The 20,020-nt window shown below is 66.6% G+C and carries 19 protein-coding genes; 15 read left to right on the forward strand and 4 right to left on the reverse strand.

Annotation, left to right across the window (positions count from 1 at the left end; genetic code table 11):
* Positions 1 to 7: 7 nt before the first annotated feature.
* Entirely contained in the window at positions 8 to 742 is a 735-nt protein-coding gene (locus tag BMZ69_RS12530) for a GntR family transcriptional regulator (protein ID WP_092156973.1), read from the reverse strand.
* Positions 743 to 861: 119 nt separating this feature from the next.
* Between BMZ69_RS12530 and BMZ69_RS12535 the strand changes: the two genes are divergently transcribed.
* The 8 genes from BMZ69_RS12535 (at position 862) to BMZ69_RS12570 (ending at position 9,440) form a co-directional block, all read left to right on the forward strand.
* Entirely contained in the window at positions 862 to 1,533 is a 672-nt protein-coding gene (locus BMZ69_RS12535) for a cyclase family protein (protein WP_092156974.1), read from the forward strand.
* 39 nt (positions 1,534 to 1,572) lie between these two features.
* A complete protein-coding gene (locus BMZ69_RS12540) occupies positions 1,573 to 2,970 on the forward strand; it encodes a flagellar biosynthesis protein FlgA (protein WP_244543341.1) in 1,398 nt (465 codons plus the stop codon).
* Positions 2,971 to 3,135: 165 nt separating this feature from the next.
* Positions 3,136 to 4,104, forward strand: a complete 969-nt coding sequence (locus tag BMZ69_RS12545; RefSeq protein ID WP_092156975.1) for an amidohydrolase family protein — start codon at positions 3,136 to 3,138, stop codon at positions 4,102 to 4,104.
* Entirely contained in the window at positions 4,101 to 4,646 is a 546-nt protein-coding gene (locus BMZ69_RS12550; RefSeq protein WP_092156976.1) for a TRAP transporter small permease, read from the forward strand. Before BMZ69_RS12545 ends, BMZ69_RS12550 begins: the two co-directional genes overlap by 4 nt.
* Positions 4,643 to 5,926, forward strand: a complete 1,284-nt coding sequence (locus tag BMZ69_RS12555; protein ID WP_092156977.1) for a TRAP transporter large permease subunit — start codon at positions 4,643 to 4,645, stop codon at positions 5,924 to 5,926. Before BMZ69_RS12550 ends, BMZ69_RS12555 begins: the two co-directional genes overlap by 4 nt.
* 38 nt (positions 5,927 to 5,964) lie before the next feature.
* Positions 5,965 to 6,960 (forward strand): TRAP transporter substrate-binding protein, encoded by a 996-nt coding sequence (locus tag BMZ69_RS12560; RefSeq protein WP_092156978.1) that lies wholly within the window; start codon positions 5,965 to 5,967, stop codon positions 6,958 to 6,960.
* Positions 6,961 to 7,247: 287 nt separating this feature from the next.
* On the forward strand, positions 7,248 to 8,573 hold the full coding sequence (locus BMZ69_RS12565) for an LLM class flavin-dependent oxidoreductase (protein WP_092156979.1): 1,326 nt from the start codon (positions 7,248 to 7,250) through the stop codon (positions 8,571 to 8,573).
* A 375-nt stretch (positions 8,574 to 8,948) separates the two neighbouring features.
* On the forward strand, positions 8,949 to 9,440 hold the full coding sequence (locus BMZ69_RS12570) for a GAF domain-containing protein (protein WP_092157142.1): 492 nt from the start codon (positions 8,949 to 8,951) through the stop codon (positions 9,438 to 9,440).
* Between the two features lie 4 nt (positions 9,441 to 9,444).
* Here BMZ69_RS12570 and BMZ69_RS12575 read toward each other — a convergent pair whose 3' ends face one another.
* Together BMZ69_RS12575 and BMZ69_RS12580 are read right to left on the reverse strand one after the other, a co-directional pair.
* Positions 9,445 to 10,491 carry an aldo/keto reductase gene (locus BMZ69_RS12575; protein ID WP_092156980.1) on the reverse strand — a complete coding sequence of 349 codons (1,047 nt, stop codon included), beginning with the start codon at positions 10,489 to 10,491 and terminating at the stop codon, positions 9,445 to 9,447.
* Positions 10,492 to 10,631: 140 nt separating this feature from the next.
* Entirely contained in the window at positions 10,632 to 11,402 is a 771-nt protein-coding gene (locus tag BMZ69_RS12580) for a DeoR/GlpR family DNA-binding transcription regulator (RefSeq protein ID WP_092156981.1), read from the reverse strand.
* 486 nt (positions 11,403 to 11,888) lie between these two features.
* Here BMZ69_RS12580 and BMZ69_RS12585 point away from each other — a divergent pair, with 486 nt between their 5' ends.
* From BMZ69_RS12585 to BMZ69_RS12605, 5 genes are all read left to right on the forward strand, one after another.
* A complete protein-coding gene (locus tag BMZ69_RS12585) occupies positions 11,889 to 12,803 on the forward strand; it encodes a PfkB family carbohydrate kinase (protein WP_092156982.1) in 915 nt (304 codons plus the stop codon).
* A gap of 190 nt (positions 12,804 to 12,993) precedes the next feature.
* A complete protein-coding gene (locus tag BMZ69_RS12590) occupies positions 12,994 to 14,400 on the forward strand; it encodes a beta/alpha barrel domain-containing protein (protein WP_092156983.1) in 1,407 nt (468 codons plus the stop codon).
* Between the two features lie 89 nt (positions 14,401 to 14,489).
* Positions 14,490 to 15,770, forward strand: a complete 1,281-nt coding sequence (locus tag BMZ69_RS12595) for an ABC transporter substrate-binding protein (protein ID WP_092156984.1) — start codon at positions 14,490 to 14,492, stop codon at positions 15,768 to 15,770.
* Between the two features lie 113 nt (positions 15,771 to 15,883).
* Complete coding sequence (locus BMZ69_RS12600; protein ID WP_092156985.1) at positions 15,884 to 16,777, forward strand: carbohydrate ABC transporter permease; 894 nt, start codon at positions 15,884 to 15,886, stop codon at positions 16,775 to 16,777.
* The gene (locus BMZ69_RS12605; protein ID WP_092156986.1) at positions 16,774 to 17,667 is read left to right on the forward strand and encodes a carbohydrate ABC transporter permease; all 894 of its coding nucleotides are present in this window, start codon (positions 16,774 to 16,776) and stop codon (positions 17,665 to 17,667) included. Before BMZ69_RS12600 ends, BMZ69_RS12605 begins: the two co-directional genes overlap by 4 nt.
* Positions 17,668 to 17,798: 131 nt before the next feature.
* Here BMZ69_RS12605 and BMZ69_RS12610 read toward each other — a convergent pair whose 3' ends face one another.
* A complete protein-coding gene (locus BMZ69_RS12610) occupies positions 17,799 to 18,278 on the reverse strand; it encodes an Lrp/AsnC family transcriptional regulator (protein ID WP_244543342.1) in 480 nt (159 codons plus the stop codon).
* Positions 18,279 to 18,382: 104 nt separating this feature from the next.
* Between BMZ69_RS12610 and BMZ69_RS12615 the strand changes: the two genes are divergently transcribed.
* Together BMZ69_RS12615 and BMZ69_RS12620 are read left to right on the forward strand one after the other, a co-directional pair.
* On the forward strand, positions 18,383 to 19,579 hold the full coding sequence (locus BMZ69_RS12615) for a diaminopropionate ammonia-lyase (RefSeq protein WP_092156988.1): 1,197 nt from the start codon (positions 18,383 to 18,385) through the stop codon (positions 19,577 to 19,579).
* Positions 19,579 to 20,013: a glutathione S-transferase N-terminal domain-containing protein gene (locus BMZ69_RS12620; protein ID WP_348272465.1), complete on the forward strand. Its 435-nt coding sequence runs from the start codon at positions 19,579 to 19,581 to the stop codon at positions 20,011 to 20,013. Before BMZ69_RS12615 ends, BMZ69_RS12620 begins: the two co-directional genes overlap by 1 nt.
* The last annotated feature ends 7 nt before the right edge of the window (positions 20,014 to 20,020 follow it).

The following is a 20,020-nucleotide window of genomic DNA, read 5'->3' on the forward strand; positions in this document are numbered from 1 at the left end:
CCTGCGATCAGGCGCCGTCCGGCTTGGCAATCCTATCCTTCAGCGCCGCGACGAGCCCCGACAATCCGTTGCGGACGTGCTCGCGCAGACGCTGGCTTGCCAGCGCGGCGTCGCCAGCGGAGAGCGCCGCCAGGATCTGCTCGTGTTCCTGGATCGCCATCTTCCAGCGCTTCGGCCAGAGGTTCGACGAGTAGCGGGCCCGGTCGACCCGGAGCGCCAGCAACTCCCAGATCCAGAGCAGGACGGGGTTGCCGGAGAGCTCGACGATGCGACGATGGAAGGCCTTGTTGGCCTCGAAATAACCCGGCAGCTCGTCGCGAGTGTGATGCAGCATCATCCGGTAGTGCAGCATGCCGATCTCGGCGACGGCCTCATCGGTGGCGCGCGCTGCGGCGAGCTCGCCGGCCAAGCCCTCGATCGTCGAGACGACATCGATCAGCGCCTCAATCTCGCCGACATCGAGCTCGGCGACGACGGACGACTTGTTCGGCAGCGCGCGCAGCAGACCGTCCTGCGTCAATGTCTTGATCGCCTCGCGCACCGGCGTGCGCGATACGCCGAGCTGGAGGCAGAGCTCGCGCTCGTTCAGCTTCGCCCCCGGCGCGAGCGCGCCCGTGACGATCAGATTACGCAATTGCGCAACCGTGCTGCCATGCAGGGCGCCCTTGCGCCGGCCCGGCTCGGGCTGCGGAACCTTGGCGAGAAGCGCTGCGAGCGGGGTCGTGTCGGCCGGACTATCCATGACGCTCTGTATATCGCGTGGCCGCTCCGCTGTCGAAAAATTCTTGCATACAAGAATTTCGGCCTCTAGAACGGAGCCGCCGGGTTGCCGGCGTCCCTTTCCGCAATCCGGACAGCGCCATGCACATCGTCGACCTTTCCATGCCGATCGCGCCGCATTTCCGCTGGCCGGTGGAGCTTTCGATCAAGGGCGACATCGCGGCGGGCGACCAGTTCCGGGTCTCGAAGATCAACGGTCCCTGCCATGGCTTCTCGCATGTCGACGCCGCCGCGCATTTCGTCGCCGGAGCGCCGACGATCGAGGCGACGCCGCTCAGCCAGGTGGTCGGGCCCTGCCGAGTGCTCGATCTGAGCGCGCGCCCGGCCAATCAGCCGATCGGCGCCGAGCATCTCGCCGCCGCCGATCCCGGCGGGGCCGATGGCGAGATCCTGCTGCTGGCGACGCAGTGGAACGATCGGCGCGATTACAACGACAAGAGCTTCTGGACTGAAGCACCCTGGCTGACGCTTGAGGCGGCGCAGTGGCTGGCGCAGCGCAAGCCGAGCGCCGTCGCTTTCGACTTCCCGCAGGACTACCCGATCCGGCTCCTGCTCGAAGGCAAGGAGGTGCCCAAGCCCGAGCATGTCACCCACCACGTCCTGCTCAGCCATGGCGTCACGCTGATCGAATACGTCGTCAACACCGGCAAGCTTAAGGCGCCGCGCAACCTGTTCTCGGCGGCGCCGCTGCTGATCCCGAACGCCGACGGCGCCCCTGCCCGCATCTACGCCATCGAGGGCCTGGCCGTCTGACGGCCGCCGCCCTGCCCAGCTCGAACGAAAGCGACACCAGTGAACATCGAGAACCTGTTCGCGCTGAAGCCCAGCGCGCCCGATCGCGTCATCTCCGCTGCTTTGGTCGGCGCCGGCGAGTTCGGCGCGAGCTTCATCGGCCAGGCCCGCCGCGCGCCGCATATCGAGCCGCGCGTCGTCTGCGACCTCGACATCGGCCGCGCCCGCAAGGCCGCGCTCGCCGGCGGGCTCGACGAAAGCGAGATCGTCGACTGCCATAGCGCCGCCGAGGCCAAGGCGGCGCTCGATCGCGGGCTGGTCGCGCTGATCGGCGATGCCGCCCATCTCGAAGGCCTGCCCGTCGACGTCGTCGTCGAGGCGACCGGAGACCCGGAAGGTGCGGCGATGACCGCGCTCGCCGCGATCGAGGCCGGCCGCCATCTCGTCATGGTGACCAAGGAAGCCGAATGCATCATCGGCCCGGTCCTGGCGCATCGCGCCAGGCTGAAGGGCGTCGTGCATACTCCGGTCGACGGCGACCAGCCGAGCCTGCTGATCGGCCTGATCGGCTGGGCCCGCATGCTCGGGCTGCCGATCGTCGCCGCCGGCAAGTCGTCTGAATCCGATTTCGTCTGGGATTCTGAGGCCGGCACGGTCACGGCCTGGGAAAAGGCGGTTCCGGCCGCCGATTTCGCCGCGGCGTTCGGCAAGCTCGGCAACGATCCGCTCAGCCTGCTCGACGCCCGCGCCAAGCTGCCCTTCCCGCGCGCCACGGTGCCCGATCTCTGCGAGATGGGCATCGTCGCCAACCATACCGGGCTGATGCCGGACGTGGCCGCGATGCATGCACCGATCGCTCGCACCACCGAGCTGCCGAGCCTGTTCCGCCCGGCGGCCGAGGGCGGCCTGCTCGCCGGCACGGGCCGGGTCGACATGTTCAACTGTCTGAGACGGCCCGACGAACTCTCCTTCGCCGGCGGCGTCTTCGTCATCGCCGAAACGCCTGACCTCGCTACCGGCAAGCTCTTCGCCGGCAAGGGCATCCCCTGCTCGCCGGATGGCCGCTACGTCCTACTGCACAATCCGGTGCACCTGCTCGGGGCGGAGGCGCCGATGTCGGCGCTCTCGGCCGCCCTGCTCGGCCAGTCGACAGGCGGTGCCGAGGTCCTTCCGCGCGTCGACCTGACCGCGCGGGCGAGCCGCGACCTCAAGCCCGGCGAGACGCTGACCATGGGCTATCGCCATGTCATCGAGGGGCTGGAGCCGCAACTGACGCCGGCCCGTCCGCTCGGGCCAACCGAGCCAGTTCCCTACTACCTCACCGCCGGCCGACCGGTGGTGCGCAAGGTAGCCCGCGGCGCGGTCGTCACCTGCGCCGACATCGCGCTCGACGAAAGCACGACCCTGGTTCGCCTGCGCCGCGAGCAGGATGCGCTGTTCAACCCCGGCGCGCTTTGACTCTGCGTCAACATTCTGTATGCAGCATACAACACTCAGATAGAACTAATCGCGGCGGGCGACCGCTGAGGAAACGATCGGGAGGCAGGGATGACGGGCGCAAGCACCGGACCGGCCGGGCTCAGCCCGAACTACACCTGCCTTCCGCCGCAGCGGAGCTGAGCCATGGCGGCCAGCTCCGACCAGCGCGCCCGCTTCCTCGCCTCCGGCGCCGATGACGACCTGCCGATCATCGACGCCCACCACCATTTCTTCGACCTCGCCCGCAACTATCACCCTTGGCTGAGCGACCATCCTGTCGCCTTCCGCTATGGCGACTACAGTGCGATCAAGCGCGACTTCATGCCGGCCGATTATCGCCGCGCCACCAGTGGGCATCTCGTCGTCGGCAGCGTGCTGATGGAAGGCGAATGGGACCCGCGCGATCCGATCGGCGAGATGCGCTGGGCCTCGGAGGTCGCGCGTGAGCACGGCCTGCCGAGCGCTGCGATCGGCCAGATCTGGCTCGACCGCGAGGATGTCGGCGAGGTCGTGGCGGCCTATCGCGAGATGCCGCTGGTCCGCAGCGTCCGGCACAAGCCCAAGGCCCTAGCCCGCGCGGATTATCGGCCGGATTTCGCCGCGCCGGGCTCGATGCGTGATCAAAAGTGGCGCAACGGCTACGGTCTGCTGGCCGGTGCCGGGCTCAGCTTCGACCTGCAGACGCCCTGGTGGCATCTGGGTGAGGCAGCCGAGCTCGCTCGCGATTTCCCGGATACCACCATCATCCTCAACCATGCCGGCTTGCCAGCCGATCGCGGCCCCGAGGGCCTTTCAGCCTGGCAGGCTGCGCTGGAACGGCTGGCGCGCGAGCCCAATGTCGTCGCCAAGATCTCCGGCATCGGCGTGCCCGGGCAGGCCTGGACGCTTGAGCTGCAGGCACCGGTGATCGAGGGCGTAATCTCGGCCTTCAGCGCCGAACGCTGCGCTTTTGCGAGCAATTTCCCGGTCGACAGCCTCTGCGCCTCGTTCGGCACGATCTTCGACGTGTTCAAGGCGGCGGTCAGCGAGCGGCCGGCGATCGAACGCCTCGCACTGTTCCACGACAACGCCGCGCGCTGGTACGGGCTCGCCGCCGAGGGAGCCGTCTCATGAAGTTCCGCGCCCTGCTCCTGCGCCTGACCGAGGACGTGCTGATCGCCGGCTTTGTCGTGATGATCGCGATGGTCTTCGGCAATGTCGTGCTGCGCTATGCCTTCAGCTCCGGCATCATCTCCTCGGAGGAATTGTCGCGTCTGATCTTCGTCTGGCTGACCTTCGGCGGTGCCTTCCTGGTGGCGAAGGACGGCCAGCATCTCGGCATGACCACCGTCGTCACCATGCTCGGCCGCAATGGCCGCTGGTGGTGCCGGCTCGCAGTCGAGGCGCTGTCGCTGCTCTGCATGGGCATGCTCGTCGTCGGCTGCTGGCAGCAGGGCGTGATCAATATCGAGAACCACCAGCCGGTCACCGGGGTGCCCGTCGCGGTGACCTATCTCGCCGGGCTCGTCGGCGGCATCGGCATCGGCGCGCTCAACCTGATCGCGCTGGCGCGGCTCCTGACCGGCCGCATGCCGGATGACGAACTCGTCGTCGGGGCGGAATCGGAAGAGCTCACCGCCTTCGAGAACCAGCAGGCGGCGGAGAAGCGCTCGTGACCGTCTTCATCTTCCTGGGCTCGCTGATCGGGGCGATGGCGCTCGGCATGCCGATCGCGATGGCGCTGCTGGTCTGCGGCGTCGCGCTGATGCTGCAGCTCGGCACCTTCGACTCGCAGATTCTGGCGCAGAACCTGATCGGCGGCGCCGATTCCTTCCCGCTGATGGCGGTGCCCTTCTTCATGCTCGCCGGCGAGCTGATGAATGCCGGCGGCCTGTCGCGCCGGATCATCGCGCTGGCGGTGACGCTGGTCGGCCATGTCCGCGGCGGGCTCGGCTATGTCGCGGTGCTGGCGGCGCTGGTGATGGCGAGCATTTCCGGCTCGGCCGTCGCCGACACCGCCGCGCTCGCCGCGATCCTGCTGCCGATGATGAAGCAGGCCGGCTACAACCTGCCGCGCGCCGCCGGGCTGATCTCAGCTGGCGGCATCATCGCCCCGGTGATCCCGCCCTCGATCGGCTTCGTCGTCTTCGGCGTCGCCGCCGGCGTCTCGATCACGCGGCTGTTCATCGCCGGCATCGTGCCCGGCATCCTGATGGGCCTCGCCCTGCTGATCACCTGGTACATCGTCGCCCGCGACGAGCCGGCCGCCCGCGTCAAGCGCGCCTCCTTTAGCGAGATCGGCCAGTCCGTCCTCGATGGGCTCTGGGCGCTCGGCCTGCCGGTGCTGATCATCGGCGGCATGAAGGCCGGCGCCTTCACGCCGACCGAGGCGGCGGTGGTCGCCGCGGTCTATGCCGCCTTTGTCGGCGGCTTCATCTATCGCGAGCTGAAATTCGAGCATCTGCGCCCTGCCCTGCTGGCCGCGCTGAAGACCTCGGCGGCGGTGATGTTCCTGGTCGCGGCGGCGATGGTTTCGGCCTGGCTGATCACCATCGCCGACATTCCGGCGCAGGTCTCCAGCCTGCTCGGCCCGTTGATCGACAACAAGACGTTGCTGATGCTGGCGATGATGTTCCTCGTCGTCGTCGTCGGCACGGCGCTCGACTTCATCCCGACCGTGCTGATCCTGACGCCGGTGCTGATGCCGATCGTCAAGCAGGCCGGCATCGACCCGGTCTATTTCGGCGTGATGTTCATCATCAACAACGCGATCGGCCTGCTCACCCCGCCGGTCGGCACGGTGCTCAACGTCGTCTGCGCCGTCGGCCGCATCCCGATGGACCGCGTCATCAAGGGGGTAATGCCCTTCCTGCTGGCGCAGATCGCGGTGCTGCTGCTGCTGATCTTCGTGCCCGAGATCGTCACGGTCCCGGCGCGCTGGCTCTACGGGCGCTGATGCGCCCGCCCGAACGACAACACAGGGAGGAGACGCTCATGACCATCACCCGCAGGACTGCCATCACCGGCGCTGGCGCCGGCATCGCCCTCTTCGCCATCGGCCGCCCGGCCCTTGCGCAGGCGACGAAATTGCGCTTCGCCCATCCGCATCCGGAAGCCGATAGCTGGCACAAGGCGGCGCTGCTCTTCGCCGAGCAGGTCAAGGCCAAGAGCCAGGGCCGCTACGAGGTCCAGGTCTTCCCGAACGGCGCGCTCGGCTCGGACGCGCAGACGATCAGCGCGGTGCGCGGCGGTTCGCTCGACATCTGCCTGACCGGCAACCCGTTCTTCACCGGTCTCGCGCCCAAGCTCAACGTGCTCGACCTGCCCTTCCTGATCCAGAGCCGCAAGCATGCGGCGGCCGTGATGGACGGCCCGATCGGCGACGGCCTGCGCAAGGAACTCGAAGGCTCGAACCTGAAGGCGCTCGCCACCTGGGAGATCGGCTGGCGCAACCTCACCAACAACCGCCGGCCGGTCGCGACCGCCAACGACATCAAGGGCCTGAAGATCCGCACCACGCCGAACCCGGCCCATATCAAGGCCTTTCAGCTGCTCGGCGCCATCCCGACGCCGATGGCCTTCACCGAGCTCTTCACCGCGCTGGAGACCGGCACGGTCGACGGCCAGGAGAATCCGGTGACGCTGATCCTCAACGCCAAGTTCAACGAGGTGCAGAAGCATCTCTCGCTGACGCGCCACGCCTTCACCACCGGCCCGCTGGTGATGAACAAGACCAAGTTCGACGCGATGCCGGCCGACATCCAGCAGCTGCTGGCGTCCATCGCGATCGAATGCGCCGGCATCCAGCGCAAGATGAACGAGGATACGGAAGGATCGAGCCTCGACGCGCTGAAAAAGGCCGGAATGCAGGCGGTCGAGACCCCCGATCGCGACTCCTTCGCCAAGATCGTCACCGCCGAGGTCGAGAAGGAATTCGTCGGCAAGTACGGCAGCGACGTGCTGGACGCGATCAAGAAGGCGGCGGTCTGAGGGCTGCAGCTCCCGAACCGTCATGCTCGGCCTTGTGGCGAGCATCCGCGTCTTGAACACCGCCTTGGATAAAGGAAGACGTGGATGGTCGGGACAAGCCCGACGATGACGCGGAGCACTCGGGCGGAGGGAGAGCAACTCTCCCCATCACGCGGCATGGGGAGACAATTTTGGCGTAGCCACCGACCTCAAGAGACGATTCTTGGCTTTTTGCGCGGAACCATGGCGCGCCGGCCACGGCAGGCATAGCTCAGCCTCCACTGAGCAACCGCATGCCGAGGCCAGCCATGACGACCGCGCGCCAGCTTCATTTGGGGGCCTTCATGCGCCCCGTCAGCATCCATACCGGCGCCTGGCGCTATCCCGGCGCCTATCCCGATGCGAACTTCAATTTCGGCCACCTCAAGCGCTTCGCGCAAAAGCTGGAGGCCGGCAAGTTCGACGCCTTCTTCATGGCCGACCATCTCGCCGTGCTGAACATGCCGGTCGAGGCGCTGAAGCGCAGCCATACGGTGACCTCGTTCGAGCCGTTCACCCTGCTCTCGGCGCTGGCCGGCGCGACCGAGCGCATCGGCCTCGTCGCCACCGCCTCGACCACCTTCGACGCGCCCTATCACATCGCCCGGCGCTTCGCCTCGCTCGACCATATCAGCGGCGGCCGCGCCGGCTGGAACATCGTCACAACCTCGAACCCGGACGCGGCGCTGAACTTCGGCCTCGATGCCCAGGTCGACCATGGCGAGCGCTATGACCGGGCACGCGAATTCTACGATGTCGTCACCGGCCTGTGGGATTCCTTCGCCGACGACGCCTTCATCCGCGATCGCGAAAGCGGGTTCTATTTCGACCCGGGTAAAATGCGGCGCATCGATCACAAGGGCGAGCATCTCTCGGTGCGCGGGCCGCTCAACATCGCAAGACCACCGCAAGGCTGGCCGGTGATCGTCCAGGCCGGCGCCTCCGAGCCCGGCCGCCAGCTCGCTGCCGAGACCGCCGAGGTCGTCTTCGCTGCGCATGGCACGCTCGCAGCCGGCCAGACCTTCTACGCCGATGTGAAGGGCCGCATGGAGGCGATCGGCCGCAATCCCGACCATCTCAAGATCCTGCCGGGCGTGCTGACCGTGGTCGGCGACAGTGCCGAGGAGGCCCGCGAGAAGCGGGCACTGCTCGATTCCTTCGTCCACTATGACAGCGCCATCGCCTCTCTCTCGATCGCGCTCGGTCATGACGCCACGGGCTTCGACCCGGACGGCCCGCTGCCAGACATCCCCGAGACCAACCATAGCAAGAGCGGGCGCGAGCGGACGATCGCGCTCGCCCGCAGAGAGAACCTGACCGTGCGCCAGCTCGCCCAGCGGCTCGGCGGCTATGGCGGGCTCGCCTTCGTCGGTACGCCGAAGACGATCGCCGACGAGATGGAGCAATGGCTCACAGAGCGCGGCAGCGACGGCTTCAACGTGATGTTCCCCTATTTGCCGGAGGGGCTCGACGATTTCGTCGACAAGGTCGTGCCCGAGCTGCAGCGACGCGGCCTGTTCCGCCGGGAGTATCAGGGGCCGACGCTGCGCGACCATCTCGGCCTGCCGCGACCGGTCAACCGGCATTTCGCTTGAATAGTTCCCGGCGAGCCGTCGCCGGGGACAATTTCGCCTGCTGTCATCAGATCTTTGAAAAGCCGTTTCATTGACCCGCCGGCGGCGATTGCGAATGATCTGAACATCGAACCGCAGCGATGCGGGCCGATCGCGGGATTTGCCGGAGCAGCTTGCACCGCGTCACCAAAGCTAAAAGCGCCACGAGACTGTCGTGGGCTCCCGATCTGGAGACGCATGATGGTCTACGTGCTCTATTTCGCCAGGCGGCAATTGCGCCGGCTCTCCGCCTTCCTGCTCTGGACGCGCAGCTGCCCCCCGCCCTCCGGCCGGCAATAGCCCTCGCAAAATCCGCTTGCGCAGCGCATATCGAGCCTCGACTTTACGGAGGCGATGATGTTCCAGGCGGCAACGATCTCGGCCAGCGACAAGCCGGGCTTATACAGGGAGCTCGTCCAGCAACTCGGAGGCTTGCTGCATGGCGAGCGCGACGCGATCGCCAACGCCGCCAACCTCTCGGCCCTGCTCTTTGACGCGATGCCACGGCTGAACTGGGCCGGGTTCTACCTGATGCGCGGCGGCGAGCTGGTGCTCGGCCCGTTCCAGGGCAAGCCGGCCTGCGTGCGCATCCCGGTCGGGCGCGGCGTCTGCGGCACGGCTGTCGCCCGGCGCGAAACGATGCTGGTCGAGGACGTGCATGCCTTCCCCGGCCATATCGCCTGCGACGCGGCCTCGCGTTCCGAGCTGGTCGTGCCGCTGATCCGCGGTGGCGAGGTCATCGGCGTGATCGACCTCGACAGCCCGGAGCCCGGCCGCTTCGACGCTGACGACCAGGCAGGCATCGAAGCGATCGCCAGCCTCTATCTCGAAGCCAGCGACCGCTTCTGAGAGCTCAGCCGCCCCGGCGCGGGTCGGGCTTGCTTCGGTTGGCGCCCTGGCGCTCCAGCATCCAGCCCGGATATTCCTTCGGCAGGGCACTGACGGCATCGAGCGCCGCTAGCTCATCGGCTGTGAACGTGATCTCGCTAGCGGCGATGTTCTCGTTGAGCTGCTCGATCCGCTTGGCACCGACGATCACGCTGGTCACAGCCGGCTGGTGCAGCAGCCAGGCGAGCGCCACCTGCGCGACCGAAGCCTTGTGCGCCTCGGCGATCGGCCGCATCGCATCTATGACGTCATAGCCACGGTCGCGATCGACCGGCGGGAAGTCGAAGCTCGCCCGCCTGCCCTCGCCGCCCTGCTCGTTGCGGCGGTCGTACTTGCCGGAGAGCAAGCCGCCGGCGAGCGGGCTCCAGACCATGAGCCCGACCCGTTCGGAGAGCAGCATCGGCGCGATCTCGCGTTCGAGGTCGCGGCCGGCGATGGTGTAATAGGCCTGCAGCGAGGCGATGCGGGCAAGGTGCCGCCGCTCGGAAATGCCGAGCGCCTTGGCGACCTGCCAGGCCGCCCAATTGGAGACGCCGACATAGCGCACCAGCCCCTGCCGGACGAGCGCATCGAGCGCCTCCAGCGTCTCTTCCATCGGCGTGACGCTGTCGAAGGCATGGATCTGGTAGAGGTCGACATGGTCGAGCTGGAGCCGCTTCAGGCTGGCCTTGGCCTGTTCGAGGATGTGGTAGCGGCTGGCGCCGGAGCCGTTCGGCCCCTGCCCCATCCGGCCGTAGACCTTGGTGGCGATGACGACCTCGTCCCGCGCGATGCCGAGATTGCGCAGGGCCTGGCCGGTGATCAGCTCGGAATTGCCCTCGGCATAGACATTGGCGGTGTCGATGAAGTTGATGCCGGCATCGAGCGCGGTCTTCACCAGCCCATCGGCCTCCTGCTGGTCGAGCCGGCCGATATTGCCCCAGATGCCGGCATCGCCGCCCCCGAAGGTCATGGTGCCCAGGCACAGTTCGGAGACGAGCAGGCCGGTCTGGCCAAGCGTTTGATAGCGCATGACGTGTCTCTTTCGACGATTGGATTTTTTCGACTGACGAGGCCGCGGCGGGAAACGCCCATAAGGTGCGGGGCGGCCTCTTCATAGAATAGGAGCCCGACCCGTTGCCACGCAACGCGCCGGCACTCACCGTTGCGTGATCAGCCGGCTACGATCAGTTCGCAGCGGGCATCGCGGATCATCTGCGCCGTCGCGGCCGGCGGTTGGCGATCGGTCACCAGCGTCGAGATCTCGCTGAGATGGGCAAGCCGCGCCATGGCGACGCGGCTGAACTTGGTGTGGTCGGCGAGCAGGACCGAGCGGCGGGCATTGCGCAGCATGGTGCGCCCGACCACCGCTTCGTCGTCGCGATATTCGAGCAGGTTCCCGGCCGCGTCGATGCCGCCGATGCTGGTCATATGCAGGTCGCAGCGATAATTCTCGATGAAGGCGGCGGCGTGCATGCCGCCGCAGGCGCGGTTCGGCCCCAGCCAGTGCCCGCCGGTGATCAGGATCGAGATCTCCGGGCATTTGTCGAGGATCGCCGCGGCCGCAGTGCTGTTGGTGACGACGCGCAGGCCGCGCGGGCGGCGCTCGGCGATCGCCTTGGCGAGCGCGTCCATGGTCGTGCCCGGCGTCATGAACAGCGAGGTGCCCGGCGTCACCAGCTCGGCGGCGGCACGCGCCATCGCGGCTTTCTCGCCCGCCGTCTCGACCACACGCAGACCGTAATCCGTATTCGCCGTCGAGAGATTGGCGCTCGCGCCGCCATGATGGCGGCGCAGCAGGCCACGATCGGCGAGATCCTGCAGGTCACGCCGCACCGTCTGCGGCGTGACGTTGAAGGCCGAGACGATCTCTTCGATCGCGACATAGCCGCGCTTGGCGAGAATCTCGAGGATGTCGGCGTGGCGTTTGCTCAGCGGTTCCATGGCAGGCCTGCTTCAGAGCCGAACTCGGATGGGTTGCATCAACCTATCGGTGAAACCGTCTCTACGACCACTCGCGCCCTTCACGCAATGCGCGTTTGCGAAAATGGTGTTGCGAAAGTGAAAGCGTCGGGCATCATCGCTGTCGCCGCGCAACCGGATCCTGCCGGCAGACACAGAACAAGATCCGGCAGGACGGGACATGCTCACGACACGGCCAGGGAGCCAGCGGGTAGGCCGCCATGTGTGCCTTCTCAAGTTGATTGTCTGCACCGACGGAAATCCTCGGCCAGACGCTGCTCGCCCGGGCGCCTCCCTTCCCCCTTGTGGGGAAGGGTATGGGGATGGGGGGCGAACGACTGGGCGAGGGAAGAATTGTAGAAACCGATCGACCCGGTTCCCAGCGAGTTCGCTCCGACTTTGCGCCCCCCACCCCTCCCCACAAGGGGGAGGGGTTTCCCGCGCTACGGCGGTCAGGACATCCCGGGCATGAGCCGCCGCCGGATCGTCTGTGTCGGCAATCTCGTCCAGGACGAGGTCTTCGAGGTCGAAGCCCTGCCCTCGGCCGGGATCAAGACCGGCGTGCTCGGCTATACCGAGCGCTTCGGCGGGCCGGCCGCGACGGCCGCGGTGGCGATCTGCCATCTCGGCGGCAAGGCGGCCTATTGGGGCCGGGTCGGCGCCGATGCCGCCGGCGAGACCGGCCTGCGCCTGCTGCGCGGCCATGGCGTTGACTGCAGTGGCGTCGCCATTCTGCCCGAGGGGCGCACGCTGCGGGCGATTGTCCTGGTCGACAGGCGCGGCGAGCGCAGCATCGTCTCGAACCGGCGCAGCCTGTCGCAGGATGCGAGCGTGCTGCCGCAAGGCGGGCTCGACGGAGCGGGCGCCGTGCTGGCCGATACGCGCTGGCCGGGCGGCGCGGGAAAAGTCCTCGATCGCGCCCATGCCGCCGGCATCCCGAGCGTGCTCGACGTCGATGGCGGCATGCCGGAGGATAATCGCCGCCTGATCGCCAAGGCCGATCACATCGTCTTCTCGGCCGAGGGCCTGCGCGATTTCGCCGGCGACGGCCCGGCCGACAAATTGCTGCGGCGCTGCGCCGATGGTTCCGGCAAGGTCTTCGCCGTGACGCGCGGCAGCTCGGGGAGCCTCTGGCTGATCGGTGGCGAGCTCGTCAGCGTCCCCGCCTTCAAGGTCGCGGCGAAGGACACCACCGGCTGCGGCGACGTCTTCCACGGCGCCTATGCGCTTGGCCTCTGCGAGGGCCAGAGGCCTCTTGAGGCCGCGCGCCTGGCGGCGGCCGTCGCGGCCCTCAAGGCCGAGCGCGCCAATGGCTGGGACGGCATGCCTGATCGCGCTGCAGTCCAGGCCTTGCTGGCAACCGGCGAGACATATCCGAACTGAGGTTCGGAGGGATTTCGCATTGCAACATGGCTTATGTTGCAATGCGCGAAAACGATAATATGACTTGCGATAACGAAAACGCCATGCATTGATTGCGAACGTGATAAGGCGGGCTTGCAAGCCCGCCCGCCGGAAGCCCGGAAACCCGCCGGCGCTGTCCGTTTCGAAGCCGTTTTCGAAGGTATGACCCATGGCATGCGCCTCGCTCGCTGAGCTGACCGACGACCTCATGACGATCGGTGTCGATCTCGCCGGCTCTTCGCCGGACTTCAGCAAGAGCAAGCGGCCGCCGGAGGCCATGATCGACCGCTGGGCCGAGACGGCGGCGCTGGCCGAACCGGAGACGCGCGCGGTGGCGATCTGGGCGATCCGCGAGGCGGCCCATGCCGCCGGCATCGTGCCGGCCTCGATCCAGGAGCTCTATCTCGCCTGCGCCGCCGGCAAATGGTCAGGCAAGACCGTGCCGGCGATGAACCTGCGCGGCTGGAGCTATCACACCTGCCGTGCCGTCTTCCGCGCCGGACAGGAGCTCGATTCCAAGCTATTCATCTTCGAGCAGGCGGTGGGCGAAGCGCTCTACGCCCAGCAGCCGCCGCTCGAATATGCCGCGGCGGTGCTCGCGGCGGCACTGCGCGAGGGCCATGTCGGCCCCGTCTTCCTGCAGGCCGACCACGACCAGATCAACGCCAAGGCCTATTTGGCCGACCCGAAGGCGGAAGTCCGCAAGCTCGAAAACATCATGCGCGAGCAGATCGCGGCCGGCATGTACAGCATCGACATCGACGCCTCGACGGTGGTCGACCTGTCGCTGGCAACGGTCGAGGACCAGCAGCGCGTCAATGCCGAGCTGACCGCGCATTTCACCGAATTCGTCCGCGGCATCGAGCCCGAGGGCGTCTCGATCTCGCTCGGCGCCGAAATCGGCGAGGTCGGCCATGAGAACACCACGCCGGAAGAGCTGCGGGCCTTCATGAAGGTCTATCTCGAGGAGATGGCCAAACGCGGCGCCAAATTGCCGATCGTCAGCAAGATCTCGATCAATTCCGGCACCTATCACGGCGGCAAGGTGCTGCCGGACGGCACGCTTGCCGAGGTCAATGTCGACTACGATCTCTTGAAGACGATCTCGACGATCTGCCGCAAGCAGTACAACATGGCGGGCGCGGTCCAGCACGGCGCCTCGACCCTGCCGGGCACGCAGCTCGCCAAGCTCCCGAAGGCGGAGGCGGTCGAGGTCCATCTCGCGCTCGGCTTCAACAACCTGATCTTCGACCACCCTGCCCTGCCGCAGGCGCTGAGGGACCAGATCCGCGAGTACACCTTCGCCAATCACCTCTCTGAGAAGGGGGCGGGCGAGACCGACGCGCAGTTCTTCTACAACACCCGCAAGAAGTCCTGGAAGGTGATGAAGAAGCCGTTCTGGGAGATGCCGAAGGAGGCCGAGACCGCGATCATGGCCTCGCTCCAGGAGATGTTCCGCAACATGTTCACCTGGATGAATGTCGGCGGGACGAGCAGACTGGTCGACGACAACACCACGCTGGTCAAGGTCGCCCCACCGGTGCCCGAGGCCCTGCGCAAGGCGCGTGCGGCCTAGCGACCACTGCCATTCCGGCGCCCGCAACGACGGATGCGCCGCAGATCAAGAAGACTGCCAAAGGGACAATCAACCGGGAGGAAACGCATATGGATCAGCATCGCAGGTCTTCCTTGCTGACGCTCGCGGCGATGGCGTTCGCCTCGGCGATCAGCCTGCCGACGCTCGCGCTTGCCCAGCAGAAAGAGGTGCGCTGGGGCCAGTGGAAGGGCACCGAGGTCGGCGAGAAGTTCATGGGCGAGCTCAAGGCCGCCTTCGAGAAGGACCATCCCGACATCAAGCTGACGCCGGTCGACTCGCCGTTCACCGGCTTCCATGACCGTGCCATCGTGCTGCACCAGGCCAAGAAGCTGCCGGATGTGCTGCTGGTCCAGGTCGACTGGGTGGCCGAGTTCGCCGATCTCGGCATGATCGAGCCGATCGACGCGCGCATCGCCAAGGAACCGAAGGAGTTCTTTTCCAACATCCCGGAGACCTTCCACGCCAAGTGGAAGGGCAAGCAGTACTACCTGCCGATCGAGAGCGGCGCGGTCGCGCTGTTCTGGAACACCGACCGGTTCAAGGAAGCCGGCCTCTCCGGCCCGCCCAAGACCTGGGACGAGTTCGCCGAGTACGCGCGCAAGCTGACCAATCCGGACAAGCGCCAGTTCGCGGTCACCGGTACGCTGCAGGCCGAGCCGCCGACCAACATGACCTACGACATCTACCCACTGCTGCTGCAGGGCGGCGCGACGATCATGGATCCAGCAACCAACAAGGCCGTGTTCAACAGCCCCGAAGGAGTCGCCGCGATCGAGTGGTACATCGAGCGGATGAACAAGGACAAGGTCTCGGTGCCGGGCGTGCTGAGCAATGGCGAGAAGGAGAAGCGCGCCAACTTCGCCTCCGGCAATGTCGCGATGATGTTCGAAGGGCCGTGGGGCGTCGCCATCCAGAAGCAGCTCAATCCGAACCTCAACTACGACATCGCCCCGCTGCCTAAGGGCAAGAGCACCGGCACCATGGTGCGCGGCTCGCTCAACACCATCAGCAGCCAGGCGCAGGACAAGGACGCCGCCTGGACCTTCATGAAGTGGCTTTCGGGCCCGAAGGGCATCGAGATGTGGGCGAAGGGCACCGGCGGTTTCCCGGCTCGCACCGACGTCGCCAACCAGGACTGGTTCAAGGAGCGCAAGCTCTTCCAGGCCTTCGTGACACAGATGGCGCAGCCGAACGCGCAGTCGCCGTTCCTGTCGATGCCGAACGCCGTGCAAATGAACAAGGTGATGACCACCGAGATCCAGAACGCGGTGCAGGGCAAAAAGACCGCCAAGCAGGCGCTCGATGACGCTGCGGCCGAGTGGAACAAGGTCCTGGCCGCGGCGAAGTGATCGCCTGACATTATCATTCCCGGCCGGAGCTCTGTTCCGGCCGGTCCCTCTCCCCTCGCTCAGAGTCTGATGCCTGCAAACAAGGCGTCCGGTTCCGCAACGATCGGCGAGTCATGCTGCTGACGCTCAAACGCAAATACCGCGAGGAAGTCCTGGCCGCGTCCTTCCTGTGGCCATCCCTGCTGATCCTCGTCGCGCTCCTGATCTATCCGCTGATCGACGTGGTCCGCCTGAGCTTCCACGACAGCAACCTCCAGCGCGAGGTCTGGGTCGGCTTCGGCAACTACATCGCGCTCGCCAATGACCCGCTCTTCTGGCGCGCCTTCTGGCAGACCGTCGTCTTCACCGTCTTCAGCGTCGCGCTGCATCTGGTGATCGGGCTCGGTCTCGCGCTGCTGCTCAACATGAATCTCGACCCGGCCTTCCGCACCGTCGCGCGCGGCCTCCTGATCGTGCCGTGGCTGCTGGCGCCGACCGTCGCCGGCATGATCTGGGTGCTGATGCTGCAGCCTTTCGGCGTGCTCAACGGCCTGCTCGCCTCGCTCGGCATCATCGACGCCAACTTCACCATCTCTTGGCTCGGCGATCCCGCGACGGCGCTCGGCTCGGTGACGGCGATGAACGTCTGGCGCGCCTTCCCCTTCTTCATGGTGATGCTGCTCGCCGGCCTGCAGGCGATCCCGAAGCAACTCTACGAAGCCGCCGAAATCGACGGCGCCTCGCTGTTCCGGCAGTTCTGGCACATCACCTTGCCGCAGCTGCGCGGCGTCATCACCACGATCGTCCTGCTCGACTCGATCTGGACCTTCCGCGCCTTCGACCCGGTCTATGTGATGACCGGCGGCGGGCCGGCGCATGCCTCGGAAGTGCTGGCGACGGCGATCTATTTCGACGGCTTCCAGAAGCTGAAATTCGGCTACGCCTCGGCCGAGGCCGTGGTGATGTTCATCGTGCTGTTCATCGTCAGCGCCATCTATGTCCGCCGCACCATGAGCAATCAGCAATGACCGTCGCCCAGCTTGGCGCTGCAGCGCACACACGGCCCTATCTCGGCAAGATCGGCATTCGCGGCCGCGAGCGCCTGATCAATGCCGCGTCCTATCTCCTGCTGCTGATCGCGATCGCGATCGTGTTCTTTCCGCTTGCCTGGATGCTGACGGTCTCGGTGCGTCCCAACATCGAGGTGATGCGGATGCCGCCGACATGGCTGCCGGAGATCTTCACGCTAGAGGGCTACCGCAAGATCTTCGCGAGCCCGCGCTATCTCCTCGTCTTCGCCAACACGATGGTGATCTCACTGCTGGTGACCGTGCTTTCGCTGATCCTTGGGGCGATGGCGGCCTATGCGCTGGCGCGCTTCAAATTCGCCGGCCAGCGGGCGGTGCTGATGTTCCTGATCACCACGCAGATGTTCCCGCTGGTGCTGCTCTGCATCCCCTATTTCCGGATCTTCATCACGCTCGGGCTCTACGACACCCGCACCTCGCTGATCGTGGTCTACCTGACCTTCACCCTGCCCTTCTGCATCCTGATGCTGCGCAGCTATTTCATCAACATACCCAGAGACATAGAGGAGGCCGCGATGGTCGACGGCTGCTCGCGGCTGGGCGCGATCTTCCGGACGCTGGTGCCGATGTCCTATCCCGCCTTCATCGGGGCCGGGCTCTACACCTTCCTGCTCGCCTGGAACGAGTTCCTGTTCGCGGTGGTGCTGATCGAATCCTGGGAGAACCGGGTGCTGACCATGGCGATCTACAGCCTGATGGCCGAATTCGTCACCGACTGGAACACGATGATGGCCTTCTCGGTGCTGGCGAGCCTGCCTCTGGTGATGGCCTTCATCTTCCTGCAGAAGTTCATGGTCCAGGGCATGACGGCGGGCGCGCTGACGTCTTAGCGGAGGCTCGCCGCCATTCCAGCTCGTCATTCTCGCCCTTGTGGCGAGCATCCACGTCCTGAACACCGCGCTCGCCGACAGTAGACGTGGATGGTCGGGACAAGCCCGACCATGACGGGAGAGGCTGCGTTTTACCCCACCGGGACGCTGAGTCCGGCCTTGACCCGGTCCATCGCGACAAAGGTGCGGAACTTGCGGATGTTGGCGTCGGCGAAGAAGAGGCGACGCGTCAGCGCCTCATAGGCCGTCATGCTCGGCACCAGCACGACCAGCATGAAATCGACCTCGCCGGTGACATAGTAGCATTGCTGCACCTCGGGCGCGGCGAGGAAGGCGCGCTTGGCGGCGTCGATATCCCTGGCCGTCTCGCTGACGAGTTCGATCTCGACGAAGAGCGTGATCGGATGGCCTAGCGCCGCCGGCTCGACGACCGCGACATTGGCCCGGATGACGCCGTCCTTCTCCATCCGGCGGATGCGGCGCTGCACGGCTGGTGCCGACAGGTTGACCTTCTCGCCGATCACCCGCTGCGGCGTGGTGTTGTCCTGCTGCAGGATGGCGAGGATCGCCCGGTCGAATGCGTCGAGGGCGGCAGCGGATGGTTCGTTCAAGCGCGGCTCCATGAAACAAACTTGCAGCGGTAGCGGATGATTGCAGCGCCTTTTTCACAGCGCTTGCAATATCTCTTCACTTGGACATCTCAATGAGGCAAGTCGTGCTCCTGCTGAACCAGCTCCCGGACTTCCGCCAGCCCCTTCATCCGACCGATGCGGAGACGCTCGGCCCCGCCGGAGCCGATGCGATCGAGCGGCATCTCGCCGGGCGGGCCGCGCATGTGCCGACGCCACTGAAAGCTTTGCCCGATCTCGCCGCATCGCTCGGCATCGGCGCGCTGTACCTCAAGGACGAAGGCCAGCGCCTCGGCCTCGGCAGCTTCAAGGCACTCGGCGGTGCCTATGCCGTGACCCGCCTCGTGCTCGAGGCGGCGAGCGAACGGCTCGGCCGGACGCTCGACGAGGCAGACCTGACCTCGCCCGAGGTCCGCGCCATCGCATCCGAAATGACTTTCGCCTGCGCTACCGACGGCAATCACGGTCGCTCGGTCGCGCAAGGAGCGCAGCTCGTCGGGGCGCGCTCGGTGATCTTCATGCATGGCGGCGTCAGCGAGCCGCGCGCCGCGGCGATCGCCCGCGTCGGTGCGCAGATCGTTCGCGTGCCCGGCACCTATGACGATTCCATCGTCGAAGCCGCCCGCGTCGCCAATGAGAAGGGCTGGACAACCGTCTCCGACACCTCCTGGGACGGCTATGAGCGCATCCCGGGCCTCGTCATGCAGGGCTATACCGCGATCATTCGCGAGGCCTTGCGGCAATTGCCGGAGCCGCCGACCCATGTCTTCGTCCAGGCCGGCGTCGGTGGCATCGCCGCGGCAATCGCGGCGCAGCTGTCACTGGTTCTCGGCAACGGCCGACCCGTCTTCACTGTGGTCGACCCGGCTCGCGCCGCCTGCCTGTTCGAGAGCGCCCGCGCCGGACGGCCAACCAAGATCGCCCATGGCGCGCCGACGGTGATGGCGATGCTGGAATGCTATGATCCCTCGCCGCTCGCCTGGCGCGTGCTGTCGCGCACGGCCGATGCCTTCATGACGGTCGAGGATGCGGTCGCGGTCGAGGCGATGAACCGGCTGGCGCGCCCGGCCGGCAGCGATCCGGCGATCGTCGCCGGCGAGAGCGGCGCGGCCGGCTTCGCCGGTCTGCTGGCGGCGCTGCGCGATCCTGTGGCGCGGGCAGCATTGAAGCTCGACGCCTCCTCGCGCGTATTCGCCGTCGTCACCGAAGGCGCGACCGATCCGGAGCGCTATGCCGAGCTGGTCGGGCTGACGCCGGCCGAGGTGGCCGGGGCGGCGGCGTGATGTCCGGCAAGCTCACCCTGCTCTATCAGAGCCATTCGCCCTATGCCCGCAAGGTGCTGGTCTGCGCCCATGAACTCGGGCTGGCGGACCGTCTCGACGTGATCCATCACGAGACCAGCCCGACCAATCGCAACGATGCCGTCTTCGCCCAGAACCCGCTCGGCAAGGTGCCGGTACTGCTGACGCCCGATGCCGGCGCGCTCTTCGATTCCGTGGTGATCTGCGACTATCTCGACCGGCTCGCCGGCCAAGGCACTCTGATCCCGCGCGAGGGGCCGGCACGCTACCAAGCGCTGCGCCTGCAGGCGCTGGCGCAGGGCCTGTGCGATGCCGGCATCGCCGTGCGCTGGGAAACCGAGCGCCGACCTGAAGTGCTGCGCTATCCGCCGCTCGCCGAAGGGCAGACGACCAAGCTGCTCGAAGCCTATGACTAGCTCGAAG

The sequence above is a fragment of the Allobosea sp. CRIB-10 genome, from assembly GCF_900112185.1.
Lineage (GTDB): Bacteria > Pseudomonadota > Alphaproteobacteria > Rhizobiales > Beijerinckiaceae > Allobosea.

Bases quoted from the DNA above. Each gene is read 5' to 3' on its own strand.
- BMZ69_RS12530 (WP_092156973.1), bottom strand. From the start codon at position 742: ATGGATAGTCCGGCCGACACGACCCCGCTCGCAGCGCTTCTCGCCAAG.
- BMZ69_RS12535 (WP_092156974.1), top strand. From the start codon at position 862: ATGCACATCGTCGACCTTTCCATGCCGATCGCGCCGCATTTCCGCTGG.
- BMZ69_RS12545 (WP_092156975.1), top strand. From the start codon at position 3,136: ATGGCGGCCAGCTCCGACCAGCGCGCCCGCTTCCTCGCCTCCGGCGCC.
- BMZ69_RS12550 (WP_092156976.1), top strand. From the start codon at position 4,101: ATGAAGTTCCGCGCCCTGCTCCTGCGCCTGACCGAGGACGTGCTGATC.
- BMZ69_RS12560 (WP_092156978.1), top strand. From the start codon at position 5,965: ATGACCATCACCCGCAGGACTGCCATCACCGGCGCTGGCGCCGGCATC.
- BMZ69_RS12565 (WP_092156979.1), top strand. From the start codon at position 7,248: ATGACGACCGCGCGCCAGCTTCATTTGGGGGCCTTCATGCGCCCCGTC.
- BMZ69_RS12570 (WP_092157142.1), top strand. From the start codon at position 8,949: ATGTTCCAGGCGGCAACGATCTCGGCCAGCGACAAGCCGGGCTTATAC.
- BMZ69_RS12575 (WP_092156980.1), bottom strand. From the start codon at position 10,491: ATGCGCTATCAAACGCTTGGCCAGACCGGCCTGCTCGTCTCCGAACTG.
- BMZ69_RS12580 (WP_092156981.1), bottom strand. From the start codon at position 11,402: ATGGAACCGCTGAGCAAACGCCACGCCGACATCCTCGAGATTCTCGCC.
- BMZ69_RS12585 (WP_092156982.1), top strand. From the start codon at position 11,889: ATGAGCCGCCGCCGGATCGTCTGTGTCGGCAATCTCGTCCAGGACGAG.
- BMZ69_RS12590 (WP_092156983.1), top strand. From the start codon at position 12,994: ATGGCATGCGCCTCGCTCGCTGAGCTGACCGACGACCTCATGACGATC.
- BMZ69_RS12595 (WP_092156984.1), top strand. From the start codon at position 14,490: ATGGATCAGCATCGCAGGTCTTCCTTGCTGACGCTCGCGGCGATGGCG.
- BMZ69_RS12600 (WP_092156985.1), top strand. From the start codon at position 15,884: ATGCTGCTGACGCTCAAACGCAAATACCGCGAGGAAGTCCTGGCCGCG.
- BMZ69_RS12605 (WP_092156986.1), top strand. From the start codon at position 16,774: ATGACCGTCGCCCAGCTTGGCGCTGCAGCGCACACACGGCCCTATCTC.
- BMZ69_RS12620 (WP_348272465.1), top strand. From the start codon at position 19,579: ATGTCCGGCAAGCTCACCCTGCTCTATCAGAGCCATTCGCCCTATGCC.